Origin of the sequence: Acinetobacter sp. V102_4, assembly GCF_031799005.1 — a bacterium.
In the GTDB taxonomy this organism is placed as follows: domain Bacteria; phylum Pseudomonadota; class Gammaproteobacteria; order Pseudomonadales; family Moraxellaceae; genus Acinetobacter; species Acinetobacter calcoaceticus.
Genome location: NZ_JAVQNR010000051.1, coordinates 276,083 through 290,987, shown reverse-complemented (window position 1 = coordinate 290,987; position 14,905 = coordinate 276,083). Strand labels below are relative to the sequence as shown.

The window sequence follows — 14,905 nt, the reverse complement described above, 5'->3', positions numbered from 1 at the left end:
TGAAATTAATAATTTAATTGGAAATATTTTGAATAAAAACTTTTTAGTCTAATAGATCAATTATTGAATTTAAGTTTAAGTATTTATAGCGAACTAGCATTTTCGCTTGAAACTTGGTTGATTTTTAAAATCAAGATAATAAAGGAAAAGGATATGCAATTAACGGAAGAGCAATTACTCGCAGCATATAAAAGCATGCGTGATATTCGTGAATTTGAAGATCGACTTCACGAAGAAAATACCAATGGTGATATTCCCGGCTTTATTCACTTATATAGTGGTGAAGAGGCTGTAGCAGTCGGTATTTGTGAGAATTTAACAGATAAAGACTACATCACTTCAACCCATCGTGGCCATGGACACTGTATTGCAAAAGGCTGTGATATTCACGGCATGATGCTGGAAATTTTCGGTAAAGATGATGGGCTGTGCCGAGGAAAAGGCGGTTCTATGCATATTGCCGATTTAGACAAAGGCATGCTTGGCGCCAACGGGATTGTGGGTGGTGGACCTCCTTTGGCAATTGGCGCTGCGCTAACGGCAAAAACCTTAAAGACAGGTGGTGTAGGGCTTTCTTTTACAGGTGATGGCGGTTCAAATCAGGGCCTTACCTTTGAAGCGATGAACATGGCTGTCGTACTTAAACTTCCTGTGATTTTTGTCTTTGAGAATAATGGGTTTGGTGAGGGTACAGGTCATGACTACGCGGTAGGAAGTAAAGACATTGCAGGGCGTGCGGCAGGTTTTGGTTTGCCAGCAGTTAAAGTCGATGGTACTGATTTCTTTGCTGTATATGAAGCGGCCCAAACTGCCATTGAACGTGCACGCCGTGGTGAGGGGCCAAGTGTTATTGAAACGATTACTAACCGTTTTTATGGACATTTTGAAGGTGACCCAGGGCTCATTCGCTCAAAAGAGGAAGTCGACTTTGTTAAAGAAAATAAAGACCCTTTGAAAATTTTCCGAGAAAAAGTTAAAGGCAAAATTGATGAAGCTAAATTAGACAAGATTGATGCAGTGTCTAAGGCAAACGTTGATGATGCAGTTGCTAAAGCTCGTGCAGCGGCATATCCAAAACCAGAACAACTCCTTACCGACGTCTATGTCTCTTACTAAAGGAATAGTAAAGATGCCAAATAAAAGTTTTCGTAATGCAATTAAAGAAGCCATTGAATCAGAAATGCGCCGTGACCCAACTGTGTTTGTTGTTGGGGAAGATGTGCGCGGTGGACATGGCGGTAAGAATACCGAAGATAACCAGCTTGAAGGTTTCGGTGGTGTGCTCGGTGTAACTAAAGGTTTGTGGACAGAGTTTGGTTCGGAACGTGTTATTGATACACCAATTACTGAATCTGCAATTATTGGTATGGCGGCTGGCGCGGCTGCGACTGGTTTGAGACCAGTTGCCGATCTAATGTTTATGGATTTCTATGGCGTGTGTCATGACATGCTCTATAACCAGGCCGCTAAATTCCGTTATATGTTCGGTGGAAAAGCAAAAGCGCCAATGGTTGTACGCGGTATGATTGGTGCGGGTTTTTCTGCAGCAGCTCAGCACTCTCAGTCACCATATAACGTATTTGCCGCGGTTCCAGGCTTAAAAGTTGTAGTTCCATCAAGTCCATACGACGTGAAAGGACTTTTAATTCAAGCAATTCGAGATGACGATCCTGTCGTGTTCTGTGAGCACAAAATGCTCTATGACATTAAAGGTGACGTTCCTGATGAAGCCTATACCATTCCTTTTGGGGTAGCGAATTACACCCGAGAAGGTACGGACGTGACCATTATTGCTTTAGGTTTGATGGTACACCGCGCTAATGAAGTAGCAGATAAGCTAGCAAAAGATGGTATTTCGGTTGAAGTTGTAGACCCTCGAACAATTTCTCCTCTTGATGAAGAAGGAATTTTAGAGTCTGTGGCATCAACTGGGCGTGTTGTGATTGTGGATGAATCGGCGGCACGCTGTGGTTTCGGTCATGATGTTGCTGCATTGGTTGCACAGAAAGGTTTCCATTATTTGAAAGCATCTGTTGAACTCGTAACGCCACCACATACACCTGTTCCATTCTCTCCAGTTTTAGAAAAAGAATGGATTCCAAGTGTAGAGCGTATTGAGCAAGCTGTGCGAAAAACATTGGAGGCTTAGGATGAGCGAAATTAAAACGCTGGAGATCCCGAAATGGGGATTATCCATGGAAGAAGGCACGATTGCCCAATGGTTGATTAAAGAAGGCGATAGCTTTAATAAAGGCGATGAAATTTGTGAAATTGAAACCACGAAAATCGTCAATGTATTAGAAGCACCTTTTGCGGGAACACTGCGTAAAATCTTAGCAAAAGACGGTGATACTTTACCTGTAGGCGGTCTTATTGCTGTATGTGCTGAAAGCCAAGTTTCTGATGCAGAAATTGAGAAGTTTATTGCATCACTAGGTGGTTCAGCAGCTAAAGCACCTGAAACATCTTCAGAACAAAGTAAAGCGGAAACATCTGCACCTGCTGTTGTTGAAAAAAATGCTCAATCTCAGTCTATTGCTGCAAGTACTTCAGCTCCAGTAAAAGCAGCTAAAGGTGATTACGCTGTACCCGAGTCGTTACAAGGCTATCAAGCATCTAATGAGCTTTTTGCAACCCCGCATGCATTAAAGCTTGCAGAAAAGCACAATGTGAACTTAGCAAAAGTCACAGGTTCTGGTCGTGAAGGACGTATTAGTGTTCAAGACATCCAGAAAGCTGTACAAGCTGCTGGAGGTCAGTGGTCTGATGTTAAGCAGCAACATCAAGCTAAAGTAGTTAAATCTACTGCCGATGATAGCCGTGTTTTGGCAACACCTGTTGCGCGCCGTTTGGCAAAACAATGGGGTATTAATCTCAATGATTGCCGTGTTTCAGGTACCAGAGGCCGCGTTTGCAAAGAAGATGTTGAAGCGGTTTACAACCGTAATAACCCAACGGTGGGAAGTGAACAGTCTACTCAGTGTGCTGTTGCTCAACCACAATCGACAATCATCACAGTCGCGATGAATGGTATGCGTAAAGCGATTGCCTCACGCTTGCAAGCGGCAAAACGTAATGCGCCACATTTCCGTCTTGTAGTCGATCTAAACGTGGAAGCACTTCAAAATTTACGTAAGCAGATTAATGAGACTGTTCCACATGTGAAACTTTCTATTAATGACATGCTCATTAAAGCAGCTGCTGCTGCACTGATTAAAGTACCTGAGGTAAACGTTCAATTTGATGAAGCTACACAATCGATTCTGCAATTTTCACAAGCCGATATTTCAGTGGCTGTGGCGATTCCAAACGGTTTAATTACACCAATTGTGAAAGCCGCCAATCAGAAGTCTTTAGCACAGATTTCCGATGACATGCGTGATTTGGCAACGCGTGCCAAGACTGGAAAGTTACAACCTGACGAATTTCAGGGAGGCAGCTTCAGCATTTCAAATTTAGGAATGCTAGGCGTTAAACAGTTCGATGCCATCATAAATCCACCGCAAGGCGCAATTATGGCATTGGGTGCTTCAGAACCACGTGCTGTCGTTGAAAATGGAAATGTTGTGGTTCGTGAGATTGTCACAGCGACATTGTCATGTGATCACCGAGTCATTGACGGTGCTGTAGGTGCAAAGTTCTTGGCCAGCTTTAAGCAGTATGTTGAAAACCCTGCTTTAATTTTGGTGTAGGAGAACCCGCATGTCAGAAACTCAATTCGATTTGATTGTGATTGGTGCGGGACCGGGTGGATATGTGGCTGCAATTCGTGCAGCCCAGCTCGGGCTAAAAACCGCAATTGTAGAAGAGCAACATTTGGGCGGAATATGCCTGAATTGGGGGTGTATTCCAACCAAAGCTCTATTGGCTGGCGCAGAGTTGGCAACTCAATTTAAAAATGCAGCACAGTTTGGTTTTCAGGTATCTCAACTCGATTTTGATATTCAAAAGCTTGTGCAACATAGCCGCCAAGTGTCAGCTCAGTTGGTACAAGGCATTGATTACTTGCTTAAAAAGAATCAGGTGACTGTATTTAATGGTCGTGCTCAACTTACGGCTAAAGAAAAAATTGAAGTGACCGATGCTCAAGGTAAAAGTCAGGCTTTGAGTGCCCCACATATTATTTTGGCAACTGGAGCTAAAGCCCGACATATTCCTCAACTTCCTGTCGATGGAACTTATGTCTGGAGCTATAAAGAAGCACTTATTCCAGAAGAACTGCCAAAAAGCTTACTCGTCGTTGGTTCGGGTGCAATTGGTAGTGAGTTTGCCAGCCTCTATCAAGACTTGGGGTGTCAGGTCACACTTATTGATTTAGCTAAACAAATTTTACCGACTGAAGATGCAGAAGTTGCTCAATACGTTAGAAAACAATTTGAACAAAAAGGAATGAGGGTCCTAACGGATGCTGTTGTTCAAAGTATTCAAATTGAAAATGGGCAAGTTCACTGTGTAATTGAAACGGCAAATGACGTTCGAACAATCGTTTTTGACCGTGTCCTTTCAGCAATTGGTGTACAGCCTAATACCACAGGGCTAGGACTGGACCGTTTAAGTATAGAACTGAATCCACAAGGTTTTGTAGCAATTGATGCCTATTGTAAAACCAATGTTGTAGGCCTCTACGCAATTGGTGATGTGGCAGGTGCGCCGTGTCTTGCCCACAAAGCAAGCCATGAAGCCATGATATGTGTTGAAAAAATTGCTGGCGTAGCAAACGTGCATTCACTCGACCGTAGCCAAATTCCGGGTTGCATTTTTACTCATCCACAAGTGGCGAGTATTGGTCTGACTGAAAGTGCAGCAAAAGCTCAGAACTTACCTGTACGAATCGGCAAGTTTTCTTTAACTGCGAATGGCAAAGCTTTGGCAATTGGAGATGCGTCAGGTTTCGTTAAAACTGTCATACATGCAGAAACGGGCGAGCTACTTGGTGCACATATGGTGGGCCATGAAGTGACCGAGCACATTCAAGGTTTCGCAATTGCTAAATATCTAGAAGCAACTGATGAAAGTCTAGTTCAAGTAATTTTCCCACATCCAACTTTATCAGAAGCAATGCATGAATCCATTTTGGCTTCAATGCAACGAGCGATTCATATGTAGAAATTCTGCATTTACAGGAGTTGAAAATGGTTAAGGGATTAAAAGATAGGGTCGCTTTAGTGACAGGGGCAGCTCAAGGCATTGGCCGTGGGATTGCCCTGCGCTTGGCGCAAGATGGTGTTCACATTGCATTGGTCGATATGAAACAAGATCGACTCAATGCTGTACAGCAAGAGATTCAAGCTCTAGGTGTAAATGCCAATACGTTTATTGCCGATGTCAGTGACCGCGAACAAGTGTATGCCGCTATAAATCATGCTGAGCAGACGCTTGGTGGCTTTGACATCATGATTAATAATGCTGGAATTGCTCAGGTTCAGGCTATTGCAGATACGACACCAGATGAATTTCACAAAATCGTTGATATCAATATTGGCGGTGTACTGTGGGGCATACAGGCTGCTGCTGCAAAATTTAAGCAACGCCAACATAAAGGTAAAATCATTAATGCTTGTTCAATTGCAGGCCATGATGGGTTTGCTTTGCTGGGTGTTTATTCGGCAACCAAGTTTGCAGTGCGTGCGCTTACACAAGCCGCAGCAAAAGAATATGCAAGTCACGGTATTACGGTAAACGGATATTGTCCCGGAATTGTCGGAACCGACATGTGGGTTGAAATTGATAAACGGTTTGCTGAAATTACTGGTGCGGCTATAGGTGAGACCTATAAAAAATATGTAGAAGGCATTGCTTTAGGTCGAGCCCAAACGCCAGAGGATGTCGCTGCATTAGTTGCTTTTCTGGCAAGTGAAGATTCAGATTACATTACGGGTCAATCGATTTTAACGGACGGCGGAATTGTCTATCGTTAAAACAGCATCCTGATTTGAGGGAGATAATAATGAAAGCAGCGCGTTTTTATGACAGAGGCGATATCCGTATTGAGGATATCCCAGAACCAGAAGTCACTCCCGGCACTGTAGGCATTAAGGTTGCTTGGTGTGGAATTTGTGGTACAGATTTGCATGAATTTATGGAAGGACCGATTTTTAATCCACCGTGTGGACATCCTCATCCTATTTCAGGCGAATCTGCGCCAATCACCATGGGACATGAGTTTTCTGGTGTAGTCTATGCCGTAGGTGAAGGTGTTGATGATATTGAAGTCGGTCAGCATGTGGTCGTAGAGCCTTATATTGTGGCCGATGGTGTCCCGACTGGGCCGGGAGATAATTATCATCTTTCCAAAAATATGAACTTTATTGGTTTAGGTGGTCGTGGTGGCGGGTTGTCGGAAAAAATTGCGGTTAAACGCCGTTGGGTACATCCAATCTCTAATAAAATTCCACTTGATCAAGCTGCATTAATTGAACCGTTATCGGTTGGTCATCATGCTTATGTCCGCAGTGGCGCGAAGGCTGGTGATATTGCTCTGGTTGGTGGTGCGGGCCCAATTGGTTTATTGCTTTCGGCAATTTTAAAAGCGAAAGGGCTTAAAGTCATTATTACCGAGTTGAGTGCAAAGCGTAAAGAAAAAGCCAAAGAGTCAGGAGTCGCAGATTATATTTTAGATCCATCAGAGGTTGATGTGGTTTCTGAGGTCATGAAAATCACCAATGGTGATGGCGTCGATGTTGCATTTGAATGTAGTAGCGTTAACAAAGTTTTAGATACTTTGGTTGCGGCAGTGAAACCAACAGGCGTGATAGTGATTGTTTCGATTTGGAGCCATCCAGCATCAATTAATGTGCATAGTGTGGTGATGAAAGAACTGGATGTACGAGGTACAATTGCCTATGTAAATGACCATCAGGAAACCATTAAACTGGTCGAAGAAGGCAAAATCAATCTGGAACCTTTTATTACCCAGCGCATTCAACTTGATGATTTGATTTCACAAGGTTTTGAAACCTTAATTCATAACAATGAGTCAGCCGTTAAGATTATTGTACAGCCATAAATAAACCTTAAATCTAAAAAGAGCGATAATTCGCTCTTTTTTATTGGTTGAATAAAGTAGGTTATTATCTTTAGCTTCTTAGAAAGTTTCATTGCAACAAACTGCTATAGAAGAAGTTATTCGTGATGAGGTTTTAAGTCTTAATAAACCGACACAAAAAGAATTAGCATTGGTCAAGTTCAAGCACGACGAAGTATTGTCGGTGCTGAAGAAAGAATGGCAATTGCTAAAGTTAATATGAGGAAGAAAAAGGCAGTTGCATTTGCAAGGAAACTTGCCATTATTGAGGCTGATGAAGAATAGTCTGAAGACGACTTTAACGATTAATTTGTAAAATTATAGACTTTTTTCGAAGTTATTAGCAGGCGCTTACTATAATGTAGAGAACACTAACACTTTAGGAGAATGTTCACTATGTCATCTAATTTATCAGTTCAAGATATTATTAATCAGATTAATGATCAAATTATTAATGATGCTAGGGTTGGTAATAGATTGAGCAGCTTAACTTATCAAAAACAAGCAGTTGATATCTCAAAGTTAGAAGAAGCAAAAATTGTAATTGAAGAATTAGGGTATCAAGTGAAAATTATTACAGATAACCCAACTGTAAACACAATTCAAGTTCACTTCTAAAGTTGAGAAACTTACTAATATTTTATATTTTTAGAGTTGCCTAAATGCCCTATATCAGTACGGGGCATTTTTTATGGCTATTAAAGAAAGCGGCATTGAGTACAACTACACCAGAACGTGATGAAAAAGGGCATTTTGTATTTAGCCAAGATGATGCTCAAAACCACTCATTCATTAAAAAGCTGCTTAAACAATTACCATGGCGATAAAAGGGGTAACAACACCAAGAGATTGCCTAACTAAAGTTTAAACGAGCTTATGTTTTTGTCTATATCGCCAAAGCGTAGTGCGGCTAATTCCAAAAATATTAGCGACCATATTCAGGTTGTGGTTATATTTTTCCAAAGCTGCTTGCACATTTTCAGGATTAAGCTCTGTATTTGTCTCTGGTAATTTAACGTAATCCTCAGCATTTAAGAGTTCATTCGGTAAGTCTTCGACTTCAATTTCATCTTTACCATTTGCCATTGTTAAAGCATAAAGCAATGTGTTTTTAAGCTCGCGAACATTCCCCGGCCAATCATAGTTAAGCAAAACTTGCATGGCTTTTTGATTGACTTGATGAGGCATTGTGTCCAGTTGCGTGGAGCTTTCTTTTAAAATCTGATCGACAATGAGTGGAATATCGACTTTACGTTCTCTAAGAGGCGGTATAAAAATTGGAATCACGCGCAAACGATAGAGTAGATCGTGGCGGAAACGCCCAGCCTTAGCTTCTTCACGTAAAGCTTTGTGCGTTGCTGTAATAATGCGAACATTGGCTTGAATAGGTTTTTCACCACCGACTGGAGTAAATTCACCAGTTTCTAAAACTCGTAATAATTTAGCTTGAAGCTCTAAAGGAATCTCGGCAATTTCATCCAGAAAAAGAGTTCCGCCTGCGGCACGTTCAAATACGCCTTTATGGTCGCGAATTGCTCCAGTAAAAGCACCTTTAACATGCCCAAACAATTCGCTTTCTAAAATATTTGCATTTAGAGCAGCACAATTAATGGCAACAAAGATCTTGTTTTTACGTTGGCTATAATCATGAATAGCCTTTGCCACCAGTTCTTTACCACTACCAGATTCACCTCGGACGAGCACTGGAAACTCAGTAATTGCCACTCTTTGAATAATTGAAAACATGCGGGCCATTTCTGGTGAGCAACTATTAAAAACCTTGGCTAAGTCTTGTAACTGCTCTGTTAATTGCACTTGATCAGCAATATCATTTTCTGTTCCAACTGGCTGTAAAATATGTAGCTTCCCAATAAAATGGTTTTCGCTAATATAAATGTCATGCTCTTGATAGATAAATCGCTTTTTAATTTTATGCGTATTGATTTCAAGATATTGATTGTGATGATCCTGAACCAGAGCTGCCATACTCTCGACAGAAATATCATCTGTATTAAATTTATAGTGAATTGCTTGAGTTGTTATATCTGCTAAAAACAGACTAGCACTTGGGAATAAAGCCTTTAATTGCTCAAATAGAATAAAAAAATCCTGTTCTGACTCAAAATTTAATTTTGCCATTGTTTGTGTTTCATCATCGTTTCATTGAAACATACTAAAGTTGCATAGAAACATCAAGTAGTGCTTGTTTTCTCAAGTTGAATTTAATTATTAATTTAAATATTTGATTTTTATACTTATTATTTAATTTTAAATAATTGGCATCTTGTTTGCAAAATATAGGAAAGAAATAAATTATTGGGGTATAAATCATGTTCTTTAAGCAGTTTTTTGAAAAAGAAAGTTCGACTTATACATATATGCTTGGGTGTAAAGAAACACAAGAGGCTGTTTTAATTGACCCAGTTGCATCAGATATAGAGATTTATACAAAAGAATTAGAGCAGCATCAATTTACGCTTATCTATACCTTAGATACACATGTTCATGCAGACCATATTACCGCTGCGAATTTGCTTCGGGAACGTTTCGATTGCAAATCGGTTTTACACCGTAATTCAGATGTAAGTTGCGGAGATATTTTAATTACAGATGGTTGCATACTTAAAGTTGGCAACCTCAGTATAGAAGCGCGCTATACACCAGGTCATACCAATGCTTGTACAAGTTACCTAGTTGGAAACATGGTTTTCACGGGCGATGCATTATTAATTGATGGTTGTGGTCGAACTGACTTCCAAGAGGGCAATGCTGGAACGCTCTATGACAGTATTCATAAACAACTTTTCAGTTTGCCGGACGATACAATTGTTTATCCGGGACATGATTACAAAGGTCGCCTATCTTCGACTATTGCTAATGAACGTTTATATAACTCACGTTTAGGCCAAAAACGCTCCCGTGAAGATTTTATTAAATTAATGAATGATTTAAATCTGCCATATCCAAAACAGATCGATAAAGCATTACCAGCTAATCAAGCCTGTGGCTCAACTTCGCAATCTTAAGGTGGCAATATGGAACTCAAACGAATTAATCAAGATTTTTATGTTGCTGGTCAAATCACTGCCGATGAAGTCGCAAAAATTGCAGATCAGGGGATAAAAACTCTGATCTGTAACCGCCCAGATGGAGAAGGTCCGGATCAGCCGAATGTGATTGAAATTGAAGAAGTAGCTCAGCGACATGGCCTAAATGTAATTTATCAGCCTGTTACGAGTGGCAAAATTACCGATCAACAAGTTACAGAGTTTAAGCAGTTTTACCACAATACTCAGAAACCTGTTTTAGCGTATTGCCGCTCTGGCATGCGTGCCATCAGTTTGTGGGCTTTAGCGGAAGTTGCCCCAAAAGATGCAGCCCTTTTAGTCGAAACAGGTAACAAACTTGGTTTTAACTTGAAAGGCTTAGTGCCACGTATTTTAAAACGTGATCATGAACCAGCAACGATTCCTTGCTATAGCGTTGTGATTGTGGGTGCTGGTGCAGCTGGAATTTCTGTAGCGTCTAGTCTCTTATGCCGTGAACCGAACTTAGATATTGTTATTATTGATCCGGCAGATACGCATTATTATCAACCCGGCTGGACCATGGTAGGGGCTGGAATTTTTAAGCCACAAGTAACAGCACGCTCAATGGCAAGTGTAATTCCATCCAAAGTTAAATGGATGAAAGCTGCTGTTGCCGGATTCGACCCTGAGCATAATCAGGTTATTTTGGAAGGATGCCAACCGATTCAATATAAAGCGTTGGTCGTATGCCCCGGTTTAAAACTGAATTGGCATGGGATTGAAGGTTTAGTCGAAACCCTTGGTAAAAATGGGGTGACCTCTAACTATCGCTATGACTTGGCACCTTATACATGGCAACTCGTACAACAGCTAAACGGTGGAAAGGCAATCTTTACCCAGCCACCTATGCCGATTAAATGTGCTGGTGCTCCTCAAAAAGCAATGTACCTTTCAGCCGACTATTGGTTAAAGCAAGGCAAACTTAAAGATATTTCTATCCATTTTTATAACAGCGGCGGTGTTTTATTTGGTGTGAAGGAATATGTACCTGCACTGATGCAATATGTCGAAAAATATGGTTCTGAACTGCACTTTAACCATCAACTTGTCAAAGTAGATGGACCAGCAAAAAAAGCATGGTTTAAGGTAGTGAACGATGAAAATGCGGAACTGGTCGAAACCGATTTTGATATGTTGCATGTTGTTCCACCGCAACAAGCGCCTGATTTCATTCGTGCAAGTACTCTCACAGATGAAGCTGGATGGGTGAACGTTAACCCGCAAACCTTACAACACATCGAACATGCCAATATTTTTGCTCTAGGTGATGTGATGAATGCACCTAATGCCAAAACTGCTGCTGCGGCACGGGCACAAGCTCCAATTGTCGCTGTGAATATTCTTGCGAAATTAAAAGGTGAGCAGAACTTTTGTGAATATAACGGCTATGGCTCGTGTCCACTGACTGTAGAGCGTGGAAAAATCGTTCTGGCTGAGTTTGGCTACGGTGGCAAATTACTTCCAAGTTTTCCCAAATGGGTGATTGATGGGCAGCAACCATCTCGCTTGGCATGGTTACTTAAAGAGCAAATTTTGCCACCGATTTATTGGCAAGGCATGCTCAAAGGCCGCGAATGGATGGTCAAACCTGAGCGAGGATAAGTAAAGCAACGCTTTACCCTGAGAAGCGATTGAAGCTTCGCGAGAAGACGAAAGCTGTGCTTGAGCGGAAGAGGTTAAGCAAAGCAACGCTTTGTACGAGCGCAAGACGAGAGCTGTTCTCGAGTGGAAGAGGATACCCTGAGAAGCGGCTAAAGCTTCGCAAGAAGACGAGAATTTACTCACTCATTCAATAGCAGTTCACTGCAAATGAAAAACATGCAATTTTAGGCTTCTGATATGTTATTACTTGTCGTTGAAGGCATTGTGATTGGCTTTTTACTTGGTCTAACTGGCGCTGGTGGCGGTATTCTTGCTGTACCTGCACTAATGACCAGTCAAGGTTGGAGCGTAGCTCAAGCAGCACCGATTGGTTTATTGGCAGTTGCCCTGTCTACACTGATTGGAACCATTGAAGGACTATTTAAAAAGATGGTTCGTTATCGCGCTGCAATCTGGATTGCCATTATTGGCGCACCTATGGCACATATCGGAATTTTAATAGCCAACACGATTTCTCCTATTTGGCTCATGCTCATGTTTAGCTTAGTTATGTTTACAGTGGGCTATCGGCTCATCAGTAACCGAGTTTCGGATTTCCACAACCCGCCGTGTCAGGTCAACCCAAGTACTGGGCGTTTCATCTGGAATTTTAAAACGGGAAGCGTTCTTGCGAGCATCGGGATTATTGCTGGGCTTTTAACGGGAATGTTAGGGGTTGGCGGTGGTTTTGTGATCGTACCTGCACTTAGAAAAGTCACTAATCTCGACATGCATAGTATTGTTGCAACCTCACTCATGATTATTTTTCTTATTAGTGGAATGAGTATTGTGATGCATATTGCAGAGGGTTTTCACTATCCTGTAGGCATTACCAGTACATTTGCTGTCGCATGTGCTGCTGGAATGTTATTAGGACGTCGAGCCATTCGTTTTATTCCGGCTGCAATTGTACAAAAAGTCTTTGCATTAATGGTGTTTGCTGTCGCAATTTATATGGTAATTAAGATTGTTAATCTGACAAATATCTAAGTGATATAGTATTTTAACTTATCTTTATAAATACAAAGTTTCCAAAAATGAAATGCTAAAATTATCTTTGGAAATTTTATATTTAAGCCCTTTAAGTTTTTTGAGAAAACGATATGAAGCGAGTCAACGTGGCAATTTGTGGTTTTGGACGGATTGGGCAACAAATTGCAGAGCTTCTTTTAAATCGATCGGCATACTATAAACAAAAATATCAAATTGATGCCCGTTTAGTGGGGGTATGTAATTCATCATCAGGCTTAATTGATCAAGATGGTTTACAAGCTGCCAAGTGGCTAGATAAAACTCAATATCAAGCAGATTTCACTGAACAAAAGTTTTTAGAACAGGTACAAGCGGATGTCATTATTGAGACTGGGCCAAGTGATTATGTGACAGGAGGCAAAGGCCTGTTTTATTTAAATTATGCTTTAACACATAACATGAATGCGATAGCAGTATCTAAAGGTGCTTTAGTAGTAGAAGGTAAAAAATTAATTAACTTGGCGCATCAACACAATAAAAAATTATTTTTTAGCGGCGCGACGGCTGCGGCTTTACCGACAGTTGATTTGTTTGAATATAACTTGGCTGGCTGTCAGATTTTAGAAATAGAAGGTGTTTTTACTGGAACCACAAATTTTATTTTAAATGATATGTTGCAACATGAATGTGCGTTTGCAGAATCTCTTGAAAAAGCCCAAGCAAAAGGTATTGCCGAACCTAATAGTTCTTTTGATGTAGATGGATGGGATACTGCTGCTAAAATTACGATATTGGCAAATACCATTTTGGGAGCTGAATTAAAAATTCAGGATATTCCAAAACAAGGAATCAGTTATGTTACAGCCGACCATATACGTGATTGGAAAAAAGAAAATGTAGTTCCTCGTCTGGTCGGTTTTATTCATATTAAGAATCAGCAAATTCAAACAGGTGTTGAATTAAGATTAGTTCCAGCAAATCATTCTTTTGCTCATCTGCAAGGTTCTAATAAATGCATTCGCGTGTTAACGCAAGAAATGGGTGAACTTGTTGTAAGTGGAGGAGCCTCTGCGCCTTTAGCCACAGCAGCCGCAGCTTTAAAAGGTTTCGAGTTGATACTAAAAACGGGCTACTAAAATTAATCATGATTTATAAAAAAAGCAGGCTTTTAGGCCTGCTTCTCACAACTTTTTTGAGTATTAAATAACTTTTTTCCAATTTCAAACTTACTAAACATTAAGTAGTTGCCAAGTAAGATGAATAAAATTCCGAATAGAGCGTTTAGGGTCCATACATATCCTTCAAAGAATGTAGAAACAGAAAGCGCGACTAAAGGGAAAAGTAAGGTGCTATATGCTGCTTTTGAAGCGCCAATTCGCCCAACCAATGAAAAATAAGCAGAGAAGCCAATTACTGTACCAAATACAGCTAAGTAAAGTACCGAACTTAAAAATGGAAAATTCATTGGAGGCATTAAATCTTGTCCAGCAAATAAAGCCAGACTTAACATCACCAATGCACCATAGGTCATGGCATAACAGTTTGTTGAAAAAATATTTAGGCCACGTTTCTGATGTCTAACACTAATCATGTTCCCTAAAGAAAAACCATAAGTGCCTATTGCACACAGCCCAATACCCATCAATAACTGTGCATTAAACTGACTACTGATGAGGTCATGCCAAAAGAGCAAGACAATACCCATTAGGCCTAAAAGTGCAGCTGGGGCAAAGTTTGGGGAAGGTTTTTGCTTAAAAAAGATAAGGGCATTAATGGCATTAAAGAAAACAGCCATAGAAAAAATAACAGACTCTAAACCGCTATTTACATATTTAACAGCAGTATAAAAACAAATAAAGTTCAGGCCGAAAACACAAAGGCCTTGCAGCATACAGAACAAGTGATCTTTTAAAGCAATTCGCTGTAATTTTCCTGAAAATAGTAAAACAACCCAAAGTAATAAGGCTGAAATGGCAAAACGCCATAAAATTGCGACGACGGGTGTTGCATAATGGCTCTGAACGGCAATTCCAATCCATGTTGTTCCCCAAATCAACACCACCGCAACATAGAGTAAAATATTCATAAATTCATCCTCGATTACCAAGCTTAAGTATTGAGGAATGCTTCATTTTTCACGTATATATTCTTGTGTTATACATGCAAGATCTTGCGTTTT

Annotated in this window: 14 protein-coding genes; 12 read left to right on the top strand and 2 right to left on the bottom strand. The window is 40.6% G+C overall.

Going from position 1 to position 14,905, the window contains the following annotated elements; translation table 11 throughout:
* Positions 1 to 153 precede the first annotated feature (153 nt).
* From RMB13_RS17135 to RMB13_RS17095, 8 genes are all read left to right on the top strand, one after another.
* A complete protein-coding gene (locus RMB13_RS17135; RefSeq protein ID WP_311085900.1) occupies positions 154 to 1,116 on the top strand; it encodes a thiamine pyrophosphate-dependent dehydrogenase E1 component subunit alpha in 963 nt (320 codons plus the stop codon).
* Positions 1,117 to 1,129: 13 nt separating this feature from the next.
* Positions 1,130 to 2,149 carry an alpha-ketoacid dehydrogenase subunit beta gene (locus RMB13_RS17130; protein WP_311085899.1) on the top strand — a complete coding sequence of 340 codons (1,020 nt, stop codon included), beginning with the start codon at positions 1,130 to 1,132 and terminating at the stop codon, positions 2,147 to 2,149.
* Between the two features lies 1 nt (position 2,150).
* Positions 2,151 to 3,692, top strand: coding sequence for a 2-oxo acid dehydrogenase subunit E2 (locus tag RMB13_RS17125; protein WP_311085898.1), 1,542 nt, complete (start codon positions 2,151 to 2,153; stop codon positions 3,690 to 3,692).
* A gap of 10 nt (positions 3,693 to 3,702) precedes the next feature.
* On the top strand, positions 3,703 to 5,106 hold the full coding sequence (gene lpdA / locus RMB13_RS17120) for a dihydrolipoyl dehydrogenase (protein ID WP_311085897.1): 1,404 nt from the start codon (positions 3,703 to 3,705) through the stop codon (positions 5,104 to 5,106).
* Positions 5,107 to 5,132: 26 nt separating this feature from the next.
* Positions 5,133 to 5,918, top strand: coding sequence for an acetoin reductase (locus RMB13_RS17115; protein WP_311085896.1), 786 nt, complete (start codon positions 5,133 to 5,135; stop codon positions 5,916 to 5,918).
* A 29-nt stretch (positions 5,919 to 5,947) separates the two neighbouring features.
* Positions 5,948 to 7,006 (top strand): 2,3-butanediol dehydrogenase, encoded by a 1,059-nt coding sequence (locus RMB13_RS17110; protein WP_311085895.1) that lies wholly within the window; start codon positions 5,948 to 5,950, stop codon positions 7,004 to 7,006.
* Positions 7,007 to 7,420: 414 nt separating this feature from the next.
* Complete coding sequence (locus RMB13_RS17100; RefSeq protein WP_311076951.1) at positions 7,421 to 7,642, top strand: hypothetical protein; 222 nt, start codon at positions 7,421 to 7,423, stop codon at positions 7,640 to 7,642.
* A 44-nt stretch (positions 7,643 to 7,686) separates the two neighbouring features.
* Positions 7,687 to 7,851 carry a hypothetical protein gene (locus RMB13_RS17095; RefSeq protein ID WP_311085894.1) on the top strand — a complete coding sequence of 55 codons (165 nt, stop codon included), beginning with the start codon at positions 7,687 to 7,689 and terminating at the stop codon, positions 7,849 to 7,851.
* A 37-nt stretch (positions 7,852 to 7,888) separates the two neighbouring features.
* On the opposite strand, the gene RMB13_RS17090 is transcribed toward RMB13_RS17095, so the two are convergent.
* Positions 7,889 to 9,163: a sigma-54 dependent transcriptional regulator gene (locus RMB13_RS17090; protein WP_311085893.1), complete on the bottom strand. Its 1,275-nt coding sequence runs from the start codon at positions 9,161 to 9,163 to the stop codon at positions 7,889 to 7,891.
* A gap of 191 nt (positions 9,164 to 9,354) precedes the next feature.
* Between RMB13_RS17090 and RMB13_RS17085 the strand changes: the two genes are divergently transcribed.
* The 4 genes from RMB13_RS17085 to RMB13_RS17065 all read left to right on the top strand — a co-directional run bounded on the left by RMB13_RS17085 (position 9,355) and on the right by RMB13_RS17065 (position 13,862).
* Positions 9,355 to 10,050, top strand: coding sequence for an MBL fold metallo-hydrolase (locus RMB13_RS17085; protein WP_311085892.1), 696 nt, complete (start codon positions 9,355 to 9,357; stop codon positions 10,048 to 10,050).
* A 9-nt stretch (positions 10,051 to 10,059) separates the two neighbouring features.
* A complete protein-coding gene (locus tag RMB13_RS17075; RefSeq protein ID WP_336622898.1) occupies positions 10,060 to 11,715 on the top strand; it encodes a TIGR01244 family sulfur transferase in 1,656 nt (551 codons plus the stop codon).
* A gap of 237 nt (positions 11,716 to 11,952) precedes the next feature.
* Complete coding sequence (locus tag RMB13_RS17070) at positions 11,953 to 12,744, top strand: sulfite exporter TauE/SafE family protein (RefSeq protein WP_311085891.1); 792 nt, start codon at positions 11,953 to 11,955, stop codon at positions 12,742 to 12,744.
* A gap of 113 nt (positions 12,745 to 12,857) precedes the next feature.
* On the top strand, positions 12,858 to 13,862 hold the full coding sequence (locus RMB13_RS17065) for a homoserine dehydrogenase (RefSeq protein ID WP_311085890.1): 1,005 nt from the start codon (positions 12,858 to 12,860) through the stop codon (positions 13,860 to 13,862).
* A 32-nt stretch (positions 13,863 to 13,894) separates the two neighbouring features.
* On the opposite strand, the gene RMB13_RS17060 is transcribed toward RMB13_RS17065, so the two are convergent.
* Positions 13,895 to 14,812: a DMT family transporter gene (locus RMB13_RS17060; RefSeq protein ID WP_311085889.1), complete on the bottom strand. Its 918-nt coding sequence runs from the start codon at positions 14,810 to 14,812 to the stop codon at positions 13,895 to 13,897.
* Between the last annotated feature and the right edge of the window lie 93 nt (positions 14,813 to 14,905).

Coding starts and splice junctions, on each gene's coding strand:
- RMB13_RS17135 (WP_311085900.1), top strand. CDS start 154: ATGCAATTAACGGAAGAGCAATTACTCGCAGCATATAAAAGCATGCGT.
- RMB13_RS17130 (WP_311085899.1), top strand. CDS start 1,130: ATGCCAAATAAAAGTTTTCGTAATGCAATTAAAGAAGCCATTGAATCA.
- RMB13_RS17125 (WP_311085898.1), top strand. CDS start 2,151: ATGAGCGAAATTAAAACGCTGGAGATCCCGAAATGGGGATTATCCATG.
- lpdA (WP_311085897.1), top strand. CDS start 3,703: ATGTCAGAAACTCAATTCGATTTGATTGTGATTGGTGCGGGACCGGGT.
- RMB13_RS17115 (WP_311085896.1), top strand. CDS start 5,133: ATGGTTAAGGGATTAAAAGATAGGGTCGCTTTAGTGACAGGGGCAGCT.
- RMB13_RS17110 (WP_311085895.1), top strand. CDS start 5,948: ATGAAAGCAGCGCGTTTTTATGACAGAGGCGATATCCGTATTGAGGAT.
- RMB13_RS17100 (WP_311076951.1), top strand. CDS start 7,421: ATGTCATCTAATTTATCAGTTCAAGATATTATTAATCAGATTAATGAT.
- RMB13_RS17095 (WP_311085894.1), top strand. CDS start 7,687: ATGCCCTATATCAGTACGGGGCATTTTTTATGGCTATTAAAGAAAGCG.
- RMB13_RS17090 (WP_311085893.1), bottom strand. CDS start 9,163: ATGGCAAAATTAAATTTTGAGTCAGAACAGGATTTTTTTATTCTATTT.
- RMB13_RS17085 (WP_311085892.1), top strand. CDS start 9,355: ATGTTCTTTAAGCAGTTTTTTGAAAAAGAAAGTTCGACTTATACATAT.
- RMB13_RS17075 (WP_336622898.1), top strand. CDS start 10,060: ATGGAACTCAAACGAATTAATCAAGATTTTTATGTTGCTGGTCAAATC.
- RMB13_RS17070 (WP_311085891.1), top strand. CDS start 11,953: ATGTTATTACTTGTCGTTGAAGGCATTGTGATTGGCTTTTTACTTGGT.
- RMB13_RS17065 (WP_311085890.1), top strand. CDS start 12,858: ATGAAGCGAGTCAACGTGGCAATTTGTGGTTTTGGACGGATTGGGCAA.
- RMB13_RS17060 (WP_311085889.1), bottom strand. CDS start 14,812: ATGAATATTTTACTCTATGTTGCGGTGGTGTTGATTTGGGGAACAACA.